Origin of the sequence: Sphingobacterium yanglingense (genome assembly GCF_004363245.1) — a bacterium.
GTDB classification, from domain to species: domain Bacteria; phylum Bacteroidota; class Bacteroidia; order Sphingobacteriales; family Sphingobacteriaceae; genus Sphingobacterium; species Sphingobacterium yanglingense.
Map to the genome: position 1 here is coordinate 50,836 of NZ_SNYV01000013.1, position 17,450 is coordinate 68,285.

At 40.0% G+C, this 17,450-nt stretch carries 18 protein-coding genes; 10 read left to right on the forward strand and 8 right to left on the reverse strand.

Annotation, left to right across the window (positions count from 1 at the left end):
- Nucleotides 1-197: 197 nt before the first annotated feature.
- Nucleotides 198-1,538, forward strand: a complete 1,341-nt coding sequence (locus CLV99_RS08650; RefSeq protein WP_246032720.1) for an MFS transporter — start codon at nucleotides 198-200, stop codon at nucleotides 1,536-1,538.
- A 114-nt stretch (nucleotides 1,539-1,652) separates the two neighbouring features.
- Here the strand turns inward: CLV99_RS08650 and CLV99_RS08655 are convergent, their stop codons facing one another.
- On the reverse strand, nucleotides 1,653-2,081 hold the full coding sequence (locus CLV99_RS08655; RefSeq protein ID WP_133584115.1) for a cold shock domain-containing protein: 429 nt from the start codon (nucleotides 2,079-2,081) through the stop codon (nucleotides 1,653-1,655).
- A gap of 327 nt (nucleotides 2,082-2,408) precedes the next feature.
- Between CLV99_RS08655 and CLV99_RS08660 the strand changes: the two genes are divergently transcribed.
- Both CLV99_RS08660 and CLV99_RS08665 read left to right on the forward strand, forming a co-directional pair.
- Entirely contained in the window at nucleotides 2,409-3,632 is a 1,224-nt protein-coding gene (locus CLV99_RS08660) for an exo-beta-N-acetylmuramidase NamZ family protein (RefSeq protein ID WP_133584116.1), read from the forward strand.
- 33 nt (nucleotides 3,633-3,665) lie between these two features.
- Nucleotides 3,666-4,964: a cryptochrome/photolyase family protein gene (locus tag CLV99_RS08665; RefSeq protein ID WP_133584117.1), complete on the forward strand. Its 1,299-nt coding sequence runs from the start codon at nucleotides 3,666-3,668 to the stop codon at nucleotides 4,962-4,964.
- Between the two features lie 186 nt (nucleotides 4,965-5,150).
- On the opposite strand, the gene CLV99_RS08670 is transcribed toward CLV99_RS08665, so the two are convergent.
- The 3 genes from CLV99_RS08670 to CLV99_RS08680 all read right to left on the reverse strand — a co-directional run bounded on the left by CLV99_RS08670 (nucleotide 5,151) and on the right by CLV99_RS08680 (nucleotide 9,103).
- Nucleotides 5,151-6,809: a sodium:solute symporter family transporter gene (locus tag CLV99_RS08670; RefSeq protein WP_133584118.1), complete on the reverse strand. Its 1,659-nt coding sequence runs from the start codon at nucleotides 6,807-6,809 to the stop codon at nucleotides 5,151-5,153.
- Between the two features lie 68 nt (nucleotides 6,810-6,877).
- Complete coding sequence (galK, locus tag CLV99_RS08675) at nucleotides 6,878-8,041, reverse strand: galactokinase (RefSeq protein ID WP_133584119.1); 1,164 nt, start codon at nucleotides 8,039-8,041, stop codon at nucleotides 6,878-6,880.
- A 6-nt stretch (nucleotides 8,042-8,047) separates the two neighbouring features.
- A complete protein-coding gene (locus CLV99_RS08680; RefSeq protein WP_133584120.1) occupies nucleotides 8,048-9,103 on the reverse strand; it encodes a UDP-glucose--hexose-1-phosphate uridylyltransferase in 1,056 nt (351 codons plus the stop codon).
- A gap of 176 nt (nucleotides 9,104-9,279) precedes the next feature.
- Here CLV99_RS08680 and CLV99_RS08685 point away from each other — a divergent pair, with 176 nt between their 5' ends.
- Complete coding sequence (locus CLV99_RS08685; protein WP_133584121.1) at nucleotides 9,280-10,578, forward strand: DUF389 domain-containing protein; 1,299 nt, start codon at nucleotides 9,280-9,282, stop codon at nucleotides 10,576-10,578.
- Between the two features lie 130 nt (nucleotides 10,579-10,708).
- Here the strand turns inward: CLV99_RS08685 and nhaA are convergent, their stop codons facing one another.
- From nhaA to CLV99_RS08705, 4 genes are all read right to left on the reverse strand, one after another.
- Nucleotides 10,709-11,881, reverse strand: coding sequence for a Na+/H+ antiporter NhaA (nhaA, locus tag CLV99_RS08690; protein ID WP_133584122.1), 1,173 nt, complete (start codon nucleotides 11,879-11,881; stop codon nucleotides 10,709-10,711).
- 291 nt (nucleotides 11,882-12,172) lie between these two features.
- Nucleotides 12,173-12,763, reverse strand: coding sequence for a reactive chlorine resistance membrane protein RclC (rclC, locus tag CLV99_RS08695; protein ID WP_133584123.1), 591 nt, complete (start codon nucleotides 12,761-12,763; stop codon nucleotides 12,173-12,175).
- A gap of 79 nt (nucleotides 12,764-12,842) precedes the next feature.
- The gene (locus tag CLV99_RS08700; protein ID WP_133584124.1) at nucleotides 12,843-13,685 is read right to left on the reverse strand and encodes a helix-turn-helix domain-containing protein; all 843 of its coding nucleotides are present in this window, start codon (nucleotides 13,683-13,685) and stop codon (nucleotides 12,843-12,845) included.
- Between the two features lie 59 nt (nucleotides 13,686-13,744).
- Nucleotides 13,745-14,326, reverse strand: a complete 582-nt coding sequence (locus CLV99_RS08705) for a TetR/AcrR family transcriptional regulator (RefSeq protein ID WP_133584125.1) — start codon at nucleotides 14,324-14,326, stop codon at nucleotides 13,745-13,747.
- A 69-nt stretch (nucleotides 14,327-14,395) separates the two neighbouring features.
- Here CLV99_RS08705 and CLV99_RS08710 point away from each other — a divergent pair, with 69 nt between their 5' ends.
- From CLV99_RS08710 to CLV99_RS23550, 6 genes are all read left to right on the forward strand, one after another.
- Entirely contained in the window at nucleotides 14,396-14,581 is a 186-nt protein-coding gene (locus CLV99_RS08710) for a hypothetical protein (RefSeq protein WP_021070888.1), read from the forward strand.
- Nucleotides 14,536-14,949 carry a hypothetical protein gene (locus CLV99_RS08715; RefSeq protein ID WP_133584126.1) on the forward strand — a complete coding sequence of 138 codons (414 nt, stop codon included), beginning with the start codon at nucleotides 14,536-14,538 and terminating at the stop codon, nucleotides 14,947-14,949. The genes CLV99_RS08710 and CLV99_RS08715 overlap by 46 nt, the downstream gene beginning before the upstream one ends.
- A gap of 59 nt (nucleotides 14,950-15,008) precedes the next feature.
- Nucleotides 15,009-16,343, forward strand: a complete 1,335-nt coding sequence (locus tag CLV99_RS08720; RefSeq protein ID WP_133584127.1) for a sigma-54-dependent transcriptional regulator — start codon at nucleotides 15,009-15,011, stop codon at nucleotides 16,341-16,343.
- 260 nt (nucleotides 16,344-16,603) lie between these two features.
- Nucleotides 16,604-16,942: a DUF7674 family protein gene (locus CLV99_RS08725; RefSeq protein ID WP_133584128.1), complete on the forward strand. Its 339-nt coding sequence runs from the start codon at nucleotides 16,604-16,606 to the stop codon at nucleotides 16,940-16,942.
- Nucleotides 16,942-17,331: a DUF7674 family protein gene (locus CLV99_RS23385; RefSeq protein ID WP_162850068.1), complete on the forward strand. Its 390-nt coding sequence runs from the start codon at nucleotides 16,942-16,944 to the stop codon at nucleotides 17,329-17,331. Before CLV99_RS08725 ends, CLV99_RS23385 begins: the two co-directional genes overlap by 1 nt.
- The gene (locus CLV99_RS23550) at nucleotides 17,328-17,405 is read left to right on the forward strand and encodes a potassium-transporting ATPase subunit F (RefSeq protein WP_133584575.1); all 78 of its coding nucleotides are present in this window, start codon (nucleotides 17,328-17,330) and stop codon (nucleotides 17,403-17,405) included. The genes CLV99_RS23385 and CLV99_RS23550 overlap by 4 nt, the downstream gene beginning before the upstream one ends.
- Nucleotides 17,406-17,450: the final 45 nt, after the last annotated feature.

Genomic DNA, 17,450 nt, shown 5'->3' on the forward strand with positions numbered 1-17,450 from the left:
CTCTAAGCAGAGGGTAGTAAATGGTTAGGACATGGCCCTATGGGCAAAAATAAGTTATCTCCTCGATTAATAGGCTACTAGGTGTTGTTTCCGAATATTTTGTAGAAATATCGCTGTTATGGAGCTGTCTTCTGATATTATTTCGGTGTAACGATTCAAAGACTTGTTTTTCTTTTCTGTCATAAAGCAATTGAAAGATGATGCTCTACGGAGATTTTCGTACTTTTGGGCAGATTAGAGTGATTTTTGAAATATTAATTAGAAATAGCCAAGTGAATATATTACGCGCGTACACGGATTCTTTTAAGGGATTATCTCAGGAAGCATGGATGCTTTCCATTGTTATGTTGATCAATAGGACAGGCTCCATGGTTATTCCTTTTTTGGGTGTGTATATGACCGGGCATCTCAATTTTGATATTACACATACTGGGATTGTACTGAGTTTTTACGGTATCGGTTCTGTTATCGGCTCTTGGTTGGGAGGTTTCTTTACGGATCGATTTGGAGAATATCGCGTACAGAGCCTAAGTTTGTTCCTTAGTGCACCGCTCTTTATTATGATACCGCTATTCCCAACAGTGGAAGGAATGGCGTGCATTATCTTATTACAGAGTATTATAAGCGAGACGTTTCGACCGGCCAATTCGGTGGCTATTACAAAGTATGCAAAGCCGCAAAATCTGACCCGTGCCTTTTCTTTGAATAGAATGGCGGTAAATCTAGGGTTTTCTATAGGACCAGCATTAGGCGGTATCCTATCGGCTATTTCGTATGAATTCCTGTTTGCCATTAATACGGCTGGAGCTTTGATCGCGGGGATTGTATATGTGAAATTCTTTAGAAAAAGACATAAGGTATTTCAGGCGAAGGTACAGGAACGTCAAAAACATATCGATGAACTACCGGTAAAAGCGGACGATAAAAGTAAGTCGCCTTATAAAGATGTGCCTTTTATTATCTTCTGTTTCTTCTGTACGATATTCTCGATCTGTTTCTTTCAGTTTTTCAATACGATTCCGATTTTCTACAAAGAAGTAGCGAAGATGGATCAGGCTACAATAGGTTATGTGTTGGGCTATAGTGGTTTCATAATTGTATTATTGGAGATGCTAGTGGTTAATTTTGCAGACAAATATTTGTCGATAGCAAAGACAATTTTATATGGCGCATTATTGTGTGCTGTGGCCTACGCTATACTGGCGTTTGATCACCATTTTTCTATTTTAATACTGTCGATTACCTTATTGAGCGTTAGTGAGATATTGGTGCTGCCGTTTATGTCTACGATTACGGCTCTACGTTCAGGGAAGAAAAATCAAGGTGCCTATATGGGAATGAACGGAATGAGCTTTTCGTTCTCATTTATCATCACCCCTTTATTAGGGACACAGATTGTGCATCAGCTGGGCTTCGATACGTTATGGTTGGGAACAGGCGCAATACTTGCTTTCTCTGCGGTAGCCTTGTATTTTGTGATACGATGGATGCTACCCCAGGATAAACATACCCAAGCGGAAGGGCTAGGCGGACACTAGGGCTTTTCTGATTCCAATAGAATCGCCCGCAGTGATGATGGTTCTCCATAAAAAAAGGTTGCTCGTTTATATCGGGCAACCTCTCAGAATATTATAAGTAAACTATAAGCAAGATTACATCAGCTCTACTTCAGAAATCTGATTGCCTTGTTTAGTTCTTGTATATTTGTATTTGACTTTCTGATTTAGGGTCAATACCATTCCTGCTAACTTATCGTTGAAATATACAGTCTCTCGAGTTTCGTTATCTCTGATAAAACCATAGTTTCCAGTTTCATTGTAGTAGGAGACTTTGCCGTAGAGAAACTCATCCTCAATATCTGCAGGACGGTGTAAATCTTCTTCTTTGAATTTGTAAACTTGTGTAGGCGGGGTGTCGGAGATATTTCCGAACTCATCTACATAAGCAAACATTTCTTCCAACGATTTTCCTTTGTTGTTGTTGGACTTATTTATTTCCCGTCTTTCTTGCTTTTCTTGTTTCTTCTGTTGTTTTTTCTTCGCGCGTTCTTTTTTGTTGAATGTAAGTTGACTTTTAGCCATTAAATAGAATTAAAGATATAAAATATAATAAATGAAAGGTGTATGTCTTAAATTAGCGGAGTGGCTCAAGGATAAGATATAGGGGCCTTTTGTGATGCTGCAAATATACGTAATTTTTTTGAGAAAAACGAATATCCTATTCTGTCTGAATCGGCTGGGGATAATGCTGTTACAGGCTTTGGAGCATGTTGTCTGTCTACGAAAAATAGGGCAAGGTCTTGTCAAGAGGATATGTAAGCTGTTAGAGGTGTTATATGGGATGCTATTGTTAAGAAAGAAAAATGATTAAATTTAGATAAATATTAATAGTCCAATAATCTTAAACTTATGAACTTTAGAATTGTTTTTTTCTTGAACAGCTGTATGTTGTTCTTACTAATACCAGAGCTGAATGCCCAACGCGCTTTGGACTATTGCAACGATAGAATCCGGACCGGCGCAGAGCGAACGGAACACTATGTTCCCTATTTAAAAGGTAAACGAGTCGCTATATTAGGTAATCCTTCTACGGTTGTTAAGAACAAGCATCTTGTAGATACACTACTGACCATGGGAGTCAATGTCGTTAAGATATTCGGCCCTGAACATGGATTTAGAGGTAATGCAAGTAACGGTACCGAGGTCGGTGATGAGGTGGATCCGCAAACGAATATTCCTATTATTTCGTTATATGGTAATAAGAGGAAGCCATCTGGGAAAGACTTGGCGGATGTCGATGTTTTTATTTTCGATGTGCAGGATATGGGAGTTCGCTTTTATACGAATATCAATACCCTACGGGATATTATGGAAGCCTGTGCCGAACATGGTAAGGAAATGTTGATTTTGGATCGACCTAATCCCAATGCGTATCTGATCGATGGCCCGATATTGGATGAAAAGCATAAGTCTGGTATAGGACAGTTTCCAGTACCTATAGCGCATGGAATGACGATTGCTGAGTTTGCACAGATGATCAATGGAGAAGGTTGGATGTCGTCGGCAAAGAAATGTAAGCTGAAGATTATTCCAGTAGAAAACTATGCGCACCACATGTTGTACAGGTTGCCCGTAAGCCCCTCGCCAAATCTTAATACCGAGCAGAGTATTCTGCTATATCCAAGTACCTGTCTTTTTGAGGGAGTGAAGGTCAATCATGGTAGAGGTACAGATTATCCATTTACAATTATTGGTAGTCCAGCTTATAAAGGGATTTATAGTTTCTCTTTTACACCAGTGAGTAAGAAGGGAATGAGTGAGCGGCCTCTTTTTATGAATGAGCTGTGTTACGGATTGGATCTGCGTTCGTATGATGTTCAAAAATTGGTGGATAGTAAGAGATTGAATCTTTCGTGGATCATTGAACTATACCAAAAATCACCTGAGAAGGACAAGTTCTTTGATAATAGTTTTTCGGACCAGATAGGAAGGTTTGAGAACCTGTCGGGAGTTGATGACCTTCGCCAACAGATCGAAAGAGGTGTCAGTGAAAAGGAAATCCGTGCGAGTTGGGCACCTGGATTGACAGCGTATAAAAAGATGCGCACAAAATATGTGATTTATAAGGACTAGGGTGTGGAGCGAAAGGAATATCAAAATCTAGAAATGACGAAGGAAAAATTAAATGTGTTTTGGTTCAGACGGGACCTTAGGTTGGAGGATAACCATGGTCTCTGCCGTGCGCTGGCTAATGGGAAAAAGGTACGGCCCATTTTTATTTTTGACACTACTATTTTATCGAAATTGCCCTCTACATATGATAGACGGGTGGATTATATCCATCAGGCACTGCTGCTGTTGCAACAGAAGCTGAATGTGTTCGGGACTGATCTGCGGGTATATATCGGTAACCCGATCGATATTTTTAAGGATATGAACCGAGTAGTTTCAATAGACTCCATTTTTTGTAATGTGGACTATGAGCCGGATGCGGTACGTAGAGACGAACTGGTTAGGGCCTGGGCAGTTGGAGAGGGAATCGGTTTTGAGGCTTTTAAGGACCAGGTTATCTTTGAAAAATCAGAGGTAATGAAGAAGGATGGCACACCGTATACGGTATTTACCCCCTATAGCCGTGTCTGGAAGTCAAAGCTCGATCCGAAAGATTTACTGCCATTTGAAATCAAGGACGATTGGTTTGAAAAGTTGGATTTGAAAGAGATACCTACTTTGGATGAAATAGGTTTTCAAAAAACTGACATCCTATTTGAAGAACCAGATATTAGGGCTGCAGATATCAACGATTACGATAAGAATAGGGATTTTCCAGGGATGGATAGTACTACGAGGCTAGGAGTGGCCCTGCGTTTTGGTACGATCTCTATTCGTCAGTGTGTTTTGCTGGCCAGCGAGCACAATGAAACCTGGTTGAATGAACTGATCTGGCGTGAGTTCTTTATGCAGATCTTATTTCATTTTCCGAAATCCCTGACGCAATGTTTTAAACCCGCTTATGAAGGGATTGTGTGGCGCAATGATGAGCGTGAATTTGAGGCTTGGTGCAATGGAGAAACAGGATATCCATTGGTGGATGCAGGTATGCGTGAACTGAATGAAACAGGATTTATGCATAATAGGGTACGGATGGTGGTCGCAAGCTTTTTGACGAAACACCTATTGATTGACTGGCGTTTTGGGGAAGCGTATTTCGCTAGTAAACTATTGGACTATGATGCTAGTGCCAATGTGGGGAATTGGCAGTGGGCGGCAGGTTGTGGTTGTGATGCGGCACCCTATTTCCGGATATTCAATCCGGAAGAGCAACTTCGAAAATTTGATAAAGATCTGATTTACGTGAAACGTTGGAATCTGGATTTTGAATCTAAATCGATGTGTAAAATAGTAGAACATGCTTTTGCAAGGGATAGGGCATTGCGTGCTTATAAGGTCGGACTGGGTAAATAATTGACCGCATTGGGCTCAAAAAGAAGGATTTGGGTAAAAAGAAAAAGGTTTTCAAACGGGGAGAATGAAAACCTTTTATAACCAATTATAAACCTAAATTATGATACTGCAAAGATAGTGTATCTTTTACACAAGTGCAAATTTATTTTTATTTAGGTGTTAAGCGAACTTTTGTAAGCATCTGATTTACCAGAATAACGTATATAAAGCTGCTGTTATGCCTAATACCAATAATGCACCGACGGCAAACGAGCGGTCGAGTTTGAACATCTTTATATCTATTTCAAGGCCCTTTGGTATCACTCCTTTTTTGTTTTCATATATACTTATTAAATACATTCCTATTAAACAGGTAATAAATACGATAGCAACTCTATCTATAAACGGTATTTCGTAGATCCCGTTGACCGGAACGGCAAATCCGGCGGACGCTAAGAAGGACAAGTCTACCATTTTGGGTAAAAATTTCAGAAGCAAAGAAAATAGAAAACCTCCAATCGTCGCAAACAAAGCCGCGTTGGAGGTGGTGCGCTTCCAGAAGAAACCCAATAAGAACATGGCGAAAATCCCAGGAGACACAAATCCGGTGTATTCTTGTATATATTGGAAGCCTCCTTTTTTATCTATTCCTAAGTGTGGAGCTATTATTACAGCCAATAGCATAGAGACTACAATTGTTATCTTACCAATATTGACCATTTTTTTTTCTGAAGCCTCTTTATGGAAGAGGTTTTTGTAGATGTCTAGTGTGAATATAGTGGCAATACTATTTGCTTTTCCTGCTAAAGAAGCGACGACGGCGGCAGTCAATGCTGCAAAGGACAAGCCTTTAAGTCCTGTAGGGAGAAGATTCAGGAGTACAGGGTAGGCCCGATCTGGATTAAGCTCTCCACCGCTGGTCATTTCTTGTTGAAAGAGTCCTTCTTTGTAGAGTACGTAAGCAGCAATGCCTGGCAAAACAACGATAATAGGCATTAAAAGTTTTAAAAAGGCCGCAAATAGAAGCCCATTCCGTGCAGTCGAAAGGTCTGCTCCTAAGGCCCGTTGGGTAATATATTGATTACAGCCCCAATAGCTTAAATTGATCACCCACATACCTCCGATCAGGACACTTAGTCCGGGTAGATCTATGTAATTGGGATTATCGGGGTGTAATATCATATGGAAATGTTCTGAGGCATGGGTCGTGACATGCCGGTAACCGTCCAAAATGCCAGTGCCCCCGAAGTGGCTGGATACTAAATCTAAGGCCAAATAGGTGGTGGCCAGTCCGCCAAAGATTAGAAAGAATACTTGTATAACATCGGTATACCCGATTACTTTCATACCGCCCAGGGTGATAAATATCGCAAATATGGCTAGCCCATACATGCATAGATTAAAGTCTAATTCTGAAATACTGGATACCGCTAGAGCGCCAAGAAAAAGTATGGAGGTGAGATTGACAACGATATAAAGTAATAACCAAAAGACCGCCATAATTAAAGCAACGGTCCCATTGTACCGTTGATGGAGAAATTGTGGCATGGTAAAAATCTTATTTTTTAGATATACTGGAAGAAAAAATACCGCTACAACTAGTAGAGTAACAGCGGCCATCCACTCGTAGGTGGCTATAGCTAATCCTATTTTGAAACCAGAGCCACTCATGCCTATAAACTGTTCGGCTGAGATATTAGAAGCGATCAGGGAGGCACCGATAGCCCACCACGTCAAAGAACCTTCTGCTAAAAAATAGTCTTTGGAACCTTCGATAGCAGATTTTTTCTTGAAGTAGATATATATTCCATAACCTGCTACGATAATGAAATACACTAAAAAAACGATATAATCTTGAATAGCCATATTGGGTTTATATAAAGGTTGTCTGGTTAGATTGTTCTGAATGGAAATATACGTATTACTTTTTGATTTTAATATTCTAATAGTGAGGTGCCGTTGCTTAGTTTTACTTGTATTGGTGAAGGGGACTTTCCAAATCTATCGAAGTAAGCGGTGGTTATTTTATCGATTAGTGCAGTTGAACTACCTTTTTTGATAATGTTGATGGTACAGCCTCCAAAACCACCGCCCATCATACGGGCGCCTGCTACTTCGGGAAGTCCTTGTACAAAGTGCACCAAAAAGTCCAACTCGGCACAACTGACTTCATAATCCTTACTCAAGCCCCAGTGTGCTTCATAAAGAAGCCGGCCAAACTGCGTGATGTCTTTACGTTGAATAGCGTCGCTGGCTTGTTGTACTCGTAGGTTTTCTTGGATAACGAATCTACATTTTATAAAGATATCCTCGGATAGAGGGCGGACTATGTCGTCCAACTGCTGTAGATTGATATCGCGTAGGGTGTTTACTTCAGGATACTTTTCTTTTACCCATGCGACGCCTTGCTCACAGGCTTTTCTACGTTTGTTGTATGCTGAGGAGGCGAGATTGTGCTTCACATTGCTATTGAGAAGGAGAATTTCATATTCAGGCCATTGTAATTCAAAATAACGGTATGATAGGTCTTTGCAGTCTAGGACAAAAGCTTGGTTTTCTTTGCCCATAACAGAGGCAAATTGATCCATAATGCCGCAATTGACCCCGATGTATCTATGCTCGGTCTGCTGTCCTATTTGTACTATTTCTAAACGCGATAATCCCAGTTGAAAAAGTGCATTGATTCCAAAACCTGTAGCACAGGTTAGCGCGGCCGACGAGGACAGGCCTGCTCCAAGAGGAATGTCTCCGTCTAGAAAGAGGTTGATACCCGATTTTATACTTTTTTTGCCGTTTATTAGTTGTACGACCCCCAATATATACTTGGCCCATTCAGGCGCTGTCTCTGAGGTCTCAGGAAGCAGTGTGGTTTTAAAGTAAGTATTGTAGGCGGCTGAGAAGATATGAATTTCATTATCTTCTCTTGCTGATAATGCGACATAAATGTATCTGTCTATTGCAGCTGGAAAAACAAAGCCTTCATTGTAATCGGTATGTTCGCCGATAAGATTGATACGTCCTGGTGAACTGGCGATGCAGGTAGGGGCGACTTGAAAGTGCTGAACAAACTGTTGGTTAAGGTATGCTGTGTTGTACATGGTTTATTATCGGGTGGTTTTGTAGTGTATGGTTGACTGGTTACGTAATATCTCGGCAGCAGACTCTGGTGTAATATCGCGTTGAGGATTGGCCAGCATTTCGTAACCAACCATGAATTTTTTGATATTTGCAGACCGTAACAATGGTGGGTAAAAATGCATATGCCAATGCCAACCGGTGTATGCTCCGCTATTGACCGGAGACTGGTGCATACCTGCAGAATAAGGAAATGAGGTCTGAAAAATATTATCGTAACGTATGGTCAGCTCTTGAAGGATTTTGGCTAGGTCATTTTTTTCTTCTATTGTAAATTGACCGATGTGTTGTATATGTCTCTTGCTGATAATCAATGTCTCATAAGGCCAGGATGCCCAAAATGGAACTACTGCTGCAAAATGAAGACCTTCGATGACTATGCGTGTTTGTTCTCTTAACTCGAGCTCAAGATAATCTGAAAGAAGGGATTTCTTGTATTGCTTGTAGAATTTTTCAAGACGATAGGTTTCTTTTTCAATTTCAGTCGGTATCGACTGCTGTGCCCATATCTGGCCATGCGGGTGTGGATTGCTACATCCCATGATAGCCCCTTTATTCTCAAATATCTGTATGTATTTAATCCATTCTATCTGCTGTAGACTTATAAATTCGCTCTGCCAAAGATCAACCACTGCCGTTATTTTGTCTAGTTCCATTTCGGGTAATGTTAAATCATGCCGGGGACTAAAAACAATAACCTTGCAAATACCTCTTTCATGAGTAGCTTGTAATAAGTGCTTTGTGTCTGCTGGTTCTACAATGGGCTCGTCCATAGTATTATCTAACAGTGCTGAAAAGTCATTGATAAATACATAGGTGTCTTTATAATCTGGATTGTTGTCTCCTCCGGCTCTCGAGTTATTGGGGCATAAGTAACAGTTAGGGTCGTGTGGAGGCATGGCGCCGACAATAATGTCTTCGATTTGTCCCTGCCAAGGGCGTTTATTTCTTTGAGGAGATACCAATACTTTTTCACCTGTTAATATATTGGTACGTAAATGTGGGCTATCTAAGTTTAAGTTCATTTTATTACAACATGGCTAATGAATAGGAAGATTCCTATTGCAGATTACAAAATACGAATATGTGTGTTGATAACATAATGCTTTTGTAATATCTGGACTGTCTTTGTTGTTTTTCAGAATATACATATATTCGTTTACAATTCTATAGTATGGTTGGATTGATAAATATGTGATTTATGAATAAAATCTATGATTTTTTTAATTTACACCAAGGAGAGGATTCTAAAGCGAAAGTCCTAGAGAATGTGTTGTCTAATATATCTTTTCGTGGGGCTAACCTGTGGATTCTTGCCTGTGCTATTGTAGTTGCATCTGTCGGACTTAATGTGAACTCGACAGCTGTTATCATTGGGGCTATGCTAATATCGCCATTGATGGGACCAATTGTGGGTGCTGGATTTGCCTTGGGAACCTATGATTTTGATTTATTGAAGAAGTCGCTCAAGAACTTGTTGATTGCGACCTTGGTGAGTTTGCTGGTGTCTTTTATTTATTTTGTACTAAGTCCCTTTAAGGAAACACAATCTGAACTATTGGCACGTACGTCGCCTAATATATATGATGTACTGATTGCCTTTTTTGGAGGTTTAGTGGGGGTGATAGCAATTACTAGGGTAGAAAAAGGAAACCCTATACCTGGGGTTGCCATCGCCACGGCATTGATGCCTCCGTTATGTACTGCCGGATATGGACTGGCTATTGGGAATGCCAGCTACTTTGCTGGGGCTCTCTACCTGTACACAATCAACTGTTTTTTTATTTGTATCTCCACGTTCCTGATTGTAAAGTTGCTTAAATATCCGAAAGTCAAGTTTGTCGATGCAGATAAGGAAAAACGGATTACCCGGACGGTTTCTTTCTTGATTTTAGTCATGCTGGTCCCTAGTTTCTATTTGGCTTATGTACTGTTACAGGAAAAGAAATATTCTCAAAATGTGGGATTATTCGTTCAGAAGGAGTTTGTGGACAAAGGCTATACGCTTATTTATGAAAAAATTAGTTTTAACAGCCGACCAAAAAAAATAGAACTGGCATTTTTGGATAAGCGTTTCTCAAATGAAGAACTCGTTGCATTAAAAGATAGATTGGAAGCTTATGAGATAAAGGATGCCGAATTATTGGTGAGGCAAGATAGCACGGATCTTAAACAGGATATACTAAAAGAAATCGACAGGCAGTCCTATAATGTGTCGGAAAAGGATTTTACCATCCAGAATTTAAGAAAGCAATTGTCGACGTATACCTTCGAGGATAAGCAGCTGATTAAAGAAATTACGATATTATTCCCTGATTTAGCACCCTTCTCAATCGGAAAGCAGTTGGTAATCGTCAGTCCGGATAGTAGCTATCATGAGAACATCCTGCTGTATAGTTCGGATAAAAAACTAGAAGAAGCTTCGCAAACCACATTGGAGAACTGGTTGAAAACAAAACTTGGTTCGGACAAAGTAAAGGTGGCGCGGATAGGAAATTAAGAAGTCATGAATAAAAAAAAGGGATTCACTAAATATTAGGAATCCCTTTTTTATTGAAAATGTGCTTATTATTGATGCGACTCTATATTCTAAGGCATCAATGAGCTCTCATTATGGTGTTTTGCACCTACTAGTTTGAATACGTTTTATTAGATCGTAATGCCAAGTAACCAATAACGCCCGCCAATAGGGAAGTAATCAGAATGGAAAGCTTTGCCTCTGATACATGTAGTGGGTCTCCGAAAGAAAGGATGGCTATAAAGATAGACATGGTAAATCCGATTCCGGCCAATAGACCTACTCCCAATATATGGCGCCAAGTGCTGCCCTCTGGTAGGCTACTTAATTTTAGCTTTGTACAGAGGTAGGAAGTTAGCAATATACCCACCGGTTTGCCCAATAATAGTCCCAAAGATATCCCTAGTCCCAAAGAAGAGGTAAGCCCGGCTACCATTTCGCTCTCCAGTGTGATATTGGTATTTGCAAAGGCAAATAATGGGATAATGATAAAATTGACAGGTTTTGTCAGTGCATGCTCAAGACGCTCGAGTGGAGACTCTACATCCGTATCATTGGTTGGAATAGTCATAGCAACCAGAACACCGGCAATCGTAGCGTGTATGCCTGAGTGGTGGACAAAATACCAAATAAATATTCCTGGTATAAGATATAGATAGGGATTGAGGATATTCATTCTATTCATGATAATGAGTACTACGAGGCCAATAGCGGCATATAATAAGTAGGTTGTCTCGATGCCTGATGAATAGAAAAATGCAATGACTAGAATGGCGATTAAGTCATCAACAATAGCTAGAGCTGCTAGGAATATTTTTAGACTACTCGGAATCCGATTTCCCAAAAGATTAATAACAGCTAAAGCAAAAGCAATATCGGTAGCCATTGGGATGCCCCAACCCGATGCGGTCTCCTGACCAGCGTTGAAGCTGAGGTATACAAGTGCGGGCACAATAGCCCCACCGATAGCACATAGGATGGGTAGAGAAGCTTTCTTAGGAGATGATAGCTCTCCTTCAACAATCTCTCGTTTGATCTCTAGGCCTACCAAAAGAAAGAATACGGCCATTAGCCCATCGTTGATCCAGAGCAACACGGGGTAGCGTAGATGTATGCTGTCGTTTTCAAACCCCAAAGGCTGGTCGAGTATGTTTTGCAGTGGAACGGCAAAGTTGCTGTTTGCTAAAAGCATCGATAAGATAACGCAGATGAATAGGAGGATTCCTCCTGCATTACTCGACTGGAAAAAATCTTTGAAAACGTTTAAATTGATAAGTTTTGTCATCGCTTACTATAAAATTAAAATATGAATCCCTTGTGGGAGTTTTAAATTATGTTTGGCAATGGCATATTTTTATACACGTATCTAATCTACACTTTAAAATAGCCGTTGAAAAAGTATCCAGATAAAGAAAGGGATTGATGTCCTTGCTCGTTGCCCGTAGCTAACTACTAGCTTCGGTGTGTGATGGCTGGATAAGCTCTGCTAAAATAGGGAAAACGGAAAGGGCCTTGACGAATTATTGCATAGATTGTGTCTATTGCAAGTGTTGTTAGTTATATTGATTTTTGTTTTTTATGGGTTTAAGGTTGTTAAACGCTGTTTTAAAACACGTGTTGCAGCGTCGGAGGAGACTATTAGACCGGCCGCCAACATGATGATATCTTTTAAGACTAATCGACCTGCTCCTGATAGGTATGGGAAGCCATACTGTGGAGTTGGAAAATCTCCACCTAGATTAGGGACATAGACCTCGGGAGTGGTAATTAGAAAGGATAAAGTGACTATCGACATGAGGAAAGTCAATAAGCCACCTATAAGGCCAAGCTTTGCAGACCATATACCTGCGAGAGTGAGTATTCCAATAAGAAGTATAGCGGTACCTAAGCCGTAGGAAAATAGGTAGGTGCCATTGGATTCATGCCAACTGATGTTTTTGGCAACGGTCTGGCCTTCTGGATTTTTATAATCTTTATACTCGGGAGAAGGATGTTTATAAAAGAAACTCATCAAGGGGCTATTGGCCACGAAGGGTACGATCCCATCTGCTTCATACTGAAAAGCTTTGAGGCCACCAATCCAAGCCATGACGATAAATATACTGATGCGGATCAGATGAATGAAGGTTTGTTGTGACTTTGCCAGGAACTGTAGTATAGACTGCATATCTTTTGAAATAGGTGTTCTATGCAAAGATCGTGAATGGAGCTGAGCGAGAAATGGACAAAAACGACTATCACATAGATTATTTTGCCACAATGGATATACCTACTTGTTCTCGATAATGAGAAGGAGATACCCCGACATTCTTTTTGAAATATCTGCTAAAATAGTATTCGTCATTAAAATGCAATTCGTCTGCTATTTCCTTGATGGATAAATAGGTGAGATGGAGTAGTTTTTTAGCTTCTAGTGTGGTGCGTTCCTGCAAGAGAGTGGAAGGCGATTTACCGAGTTGCTGTTTTATTTTTTTACTAAACCGATCGATACTCAATCCTGCGCGGTCGGCATAGTACAGCACGGTCTTCTGTATGCGGAAAAATTGCTCAAGGTCTTTTTGAAATTGATATCCGATGGTATTGTCCTGCAATGATAAGGGAACAAAATCTTTCATGATGCGTTTTTTTTCCTTGCTACAGAGTGCGAGGATGAGCTGTAGGTAAGCTTTTATGATTGCATCGGAATGATGAGGTATTTCATCTTGTATCTTCTGATAGATGGTCGCTATTTCATGAAAAAGAACCGGTGATACCGTGACATAAGGTTGTACATAGATATTATTGAAAAGTATTCCATTACAGGCAACTTCTTTTTTATGGTATTCGATGCAGTAGTAGTCGCCATGAAAGGATAGTTGTGTGAATGTCGTTGCCATATTTGTAGTACTGCTGAGGTGTTGATAGGGAGAAAGGAAAAGTATAGAATGAGATGGAATGGTGTACTCGGCAAAATCTATCTGTACAGAGATGGCTTCACGCACCAATATAATCTGGTATAAAGATGTCTGATAATCATCCTTAAGGATTTCCGGATGCAGTATTTGTACTGTTATTGTTTTTGGCTGGGTATTGACATCGTTTAGTGACATGAAGATATTCTATAATGATTTTGAAAAATAAGAATAATCTAGGAATATTGAGTTGAGGATTATTGCAGATATGGCGTAAAGATAGAAAGTATATCCTGCCTATAAATAAGAAGTGCTTCTTCACCCCGTAACTGTGCTGTCAGTTCATTGGATGATATCCAAAAGTCCGATATCAAGAATAATTGCCGTACGAGTGAATTTAGTAGTGCAGGTGCGATGTCCGATCGAAATACATTAGCGTTAACTAGATTGGTAAACAGACGGGAAAACTCTTGCTCTCGCTTGGAAACTAATTTTTGATAGCTTTCTCTGATACTTGGAATCCAAGAGCCTAGCTCTACAAAATTTATGAATATAAAGCGATACTGTTCAATCAAATAAAAAGAAGAGTCTATGTAAGCTTCGAGTTCTGCTAGGTTTAAAACAGGGTGCTCTGACAGGTTTTGGACGATCGTATCGTAGGCAGCCGTTAGTTGTTCAAATAATGCAAGTATAATATCTTCTGTATGTTTAAAATGATAATGGAGATTACCTGCACTGATACCCATTGTTGTAGCAATATGACGTGTTGTTACACTCCGTATACCTTCTTGGTTATAAAGTGCCAGCGCGACCTGCAGTATTTTATTTTTGGTGTTCATTATTCAAATTTAGAACAAATGTTCTAAATTTGAAAACTTTAGTTACCTTTGTTGAAAATAAGCAAAGCTATGAGTGGTAAAAAAGAAGGCTGGATTAAGTCAACTTACCAGGAAATAAAACAAACGATAATGGATATCAAACCGGATGATTCTCCGACAAAAAAGTTTGGGAAGCGTTTGGGATTTGTAATGTTTATGACCTTAATGGTATGCGGAGCTATCGCTATGTTAATAGCCATCTCGTTTGCACATTAGTGCGCGAGTTGGTGGATCCTCTTTATATTTTCTATTGGAGCTGCTGGTTTTTGATTCGGTTTTCTCGGCAGGCAGGAACTCCCATTCCTCTGGTAAATGGCTGGTTGACCGATTTTGTTTTTGTTCCTGTAGTGGTTCATTTTTCTTTGGTCTTGGGCTGTATACTTTTTAACCAAGGTAAGCCTTTTTCATTTCCATTGATCCATATACTTTGTTATTCCCTGTTGACTTCCATTGTATTCGAGGGGATTATGCCTCATCTCACGGATTACAATACAGCAGACTGGAGGGATGTAGTAGCCTATTTTGCGGGAGGGATTTTTTATTACTTGGTACATCAGCCTTGGTTTGTCCGTCGTAATCTTTAGCAAGTGTATTGTAGAGTACTTGGAATTTCATAGCTTCGTGTATAAAACTAAGACAAAAAGTGAATAGGGTACTGATAATCGATGATGAAGATAAGTTGAGGCAACTCATGGCTAAAATTATTGGTCTGGAAGGATTTGAAGTATTTCAAGCGGATGATATTAAATCAGGATTGAAGCGCTTGGATCAAACCGATATCGATGTCGTAATCTGTGATGTAAAACTCCCGGATGGAAGTGGCGTCGATACCGTAAAACTTATAAAAGAAAAGCATCCCTATACAGAGGTCATACTGTTGACTGCTTATGGTAATATTCCTGACGGTGTGCAGGCTATAAAGAATGGTGCATTTGATTATATCACAAAAGGTGACGATAATAATAAAATTATTCCGCTGCTGTACAAAGCCTATGATAAGGCCTCGCTGGCTAAGAAAGTCAATCAATTAGAAAATCGATTGGTAAAGAAGTATGCTTTTGACAAAATTGTGGGCAAGTCGAAGGCTCTGCAGCGTACGATAGAGTTAGCCAAAAAGGTTGCGAAAACAGATACTACCGTATTACTCACGGGAGAGACTGGTACAGGTAAGGAAGTCTTTGCGCAGTCCATCCATCAGGAAAGTAGTCGATCGACAGCAAGCTTTGTTGCTATTAATTGCTCTGCATTCAGTCGGGAGTTATTAGAAAATGAATTATTTGGACATCGAGCAGGGGCCTTTACGGGAGCGAATAAAGACCAGAAAGGGCTGTTTGAAGAAGCGCATAAAGGAACGGTTTTCCTGGATGAGATAGGTGAGATGGCTCTGGAACTGCAGGCCAAAATCTTACGTGTGCTGGAGACTGGTGAGTTTTTGAAAGTGGGTGACTCCAAACCGACTAAAGTGGATGTCCGTATTATTGCTGCGACGAATAGGAATCTCGAAGAAGAAATAGCGAAGGAGAGTTTTCGTAGTGATCTTTTTTACCGATTGTCGGTATTTGCCATCCATCTACCAGCATTACGGGAACGTAAAGAAGATATAAAAGATTTAGCCCTATACTATGCACAAGATTTTTCACTTAAAGCTGGTAAGAAACCTCTCTCTGTAAGTGCGGACTACCTATCTGCATTAGTGCATAACGGATGGAAAGGGAATATCAGGGAATTGAAAAATGTAATCGAACGAAGTGTAATTCTTGCTGACGGAGATACGCTGGAAGTAAGTACACTACCTCTGGATATGCAAAGTGATGGAATGCAGGTAGCGGTCCCCTCTTCGATGTCTTTGTCTGAGATGGAACGTGTCCATATCCATAAAGTATTACAGTATACCGAAGGTAATAAAGCAGAAGCCGCTCGTCTTTTGCAGATTGGTGTAGCAACCTTATACCGAAAAATAGAAGAATATAAACTATAAAATACCTCATTTTGAGAAAGAGCCTATCATTTTGATAGGCTTTTTTTATGGGGTTATTATTCTGAAATAATGTTTCTTATTGTATTTCAGTTGTTTGTGTGTTTTGTGGCACAGTTGGAATAAGCTTTGGCATTATGCTATAAAAACAAATGAAAAATATGATGTCAATTATTTTAGTAACACTAGGGCTTCTCTGTTTTGTATTGCTCTTTAAGTCTGTCTCTTTTTTCGATAAAATCTAATGATGGGAGGGTCAAAAAATGGAAACCAAAATCAAAAGTACTTTACAGCAATGGATTCCGGGAATCCAGAATAATGAGGAGGCAACATCTGATTATGAGTTGTTGCATCAGCTCGCTTGCTCTTGTATCCGTAGAATTCATCTTGGAACAGATGAGGATCTCCTTTGGGTACAGGATATTGCCAAGGTGGTGAATCTACTATACCAGAGTGGTAATCGATACACTAAGAATGCAATCGAGAATGAGTTCTTATCGGAGCTGGTGCAGGAAGAGTGTCCGGCAAGTTTGAAACAGCATATGGACTTGCTACCTAAAGAGCTTAGAAAAGAGTATTTGAAGGTCATCTTAGAAAACTAATGAAGATGAAAAAGGTGAATGAAGAAAACATTGCAAATTACCTTGCTGACGATTGTAGGGAGATCGAAGAAGAAATACAACAGCTGTCACGGAAGCGAAATATCGCCGGTGTGTTACAGGCTGTAGTTAACTTCTTAAAGAATCTATTGCATCACAATCGGCTGACTGAGGTGTCTGCCCATCTTCAATTTATGGCTCGACTATACCGTAGTGGAAATAGGTATGTACGATATCTCATTGAAAACTTGGTCGTACGCTCATTTGAAGGCTTGAAAAGACAGTGTGCGCAAGGGCAGTGGGAGCTGCTTTACGCAGGTATTCCTGTGCAGTTACAGCATATTTATCAACGGCAGACTGCCGAGAATTTAATTCAAAAATCAAAACTATGATTGTCCTATTTATTGTTGCTATTGCAGTGTTTGGCTATATCGCCTATGTGCTGCTAAACCCCGAAAAATTCTAGTATCAGACGGGGGGATTAAGATTCTACTAGAAAGGAGTCTAGCGA

Bases quoted from the DNA above. Each gene is read 5' to 3' on its own strand.
- CLV99_RS08660 (WP_133584116.1), top strand. From the start codon at position 2,409: ATGAACTTTAGAATTGTTTTTTTCTTGAACAGCTGTATGTTGTTCTTA.
- nhaA (WP_133584122.1), bottom strand. From the start codon at position 11,881: ATGACAAAACTTATCAATTTAAACGTTTTCAAAGATTTTTTCCAGTCG.
- CLV99_RS08650 (WP_246032720.1), top strand. From the start codon at position 198: ATGATGCTCTACGGAGATTTTCGTACTTTTGGGCAGATTAGAGTGATT.
- CLV99_RS08705 (WP_133584125.1), bottom strand. From the start codon at position 14,326: ATGAACACCAAAAATAAAATACTGCAGGTCGCGCTGGCACTTTATAAC.
- CLV99_RS08665 (WP_133584117.1), top strand. From the start codon at position 3,666: ATGACGAAGGAAAAATTAAATGTGTTTTGGTTCAGACGGGACCTTAGG.
- rclC (WP_133584123.1), bottom strand. From the start codon at position 12,763: ATGCAGTCTATACTACAGTTCCTGGCAAAGTCACAACAAACCTTCATT.
- CLV99_RS08725 (WP_133584128.1), top strand. From the start codon at position 16,604: ATGGAAACCAAAATCAAAAGTACTTTACAGCAATGGATTCCGGGAATC.
- CLV99_RS23550 (WP_133584575.1), top strand. From the start codon at position 17,328: ATGATTGTCCTATTTATTGTTGCTATTGCAGTGTTTGGCTATATCGCC.
- CLV99_RS08685 (WP_133584121.1), top strand. From the start codon at position 9,280: ATGAATAAAATCTATGATTTTTTTAATTTACACCAAGGAGAGGATTCT.
- CLV99_RS08670 (WP_133584118.1), bottom strand. From the start codon at position 6,809: ATGGCTATTCAAGATTATATCGTTTTTTTAGTGTATTTCATTATCGTA.
- CLV99_RS08710 (WP_021070888.1), top strand. From the start codon at position 14,396: ATGAGTGGTAAAAAAGAAGGCTGGATTAAGTCAACTTACCAGGAAATA.
- CLV99_RS08655 (WP_133584115.1), bottom strand. From the start codon at position 2,081: ATGGCTAAAAGTCAACTTACATTCAACAAAAAAGAACGCGCGAAGAAA.
- CLV99_RS08715 (WP_133584126.1), top strand. From the start codon at position 14,536: ATGCGGAGCTATCGCTATGTTAATAGCCATCTCGTTTGCACATTAGTG.
- CLV99_RS08680 (WP_133584120.1), bottom strand. From the start codon at position 9,103: ATGAACTTAAACTTAGATAGCCCACATTTACGTACCAATATATTAACA.
- CLV99_RS23385 (WP_162850068.1), top strand. From the start codon at position 16,942: ATGAAGATGAAAAAGGTGAATGAAGAAAACATTGCAAATTACCTTGCT.
- galK (WP_133584119.1), bottom strand. From the start codon at position 8,041: ATGTACAACACAGCATACCTTAACCAACAGTTTGTTCAGCACTTTCAA.
- CLV99_RS08700 (WP_133584124.1), bottom strand. From the start codon at position 13,685: ATGTCACTAAACGATGTCAATACCCAGCCAAAAACAATAACAGTACAA.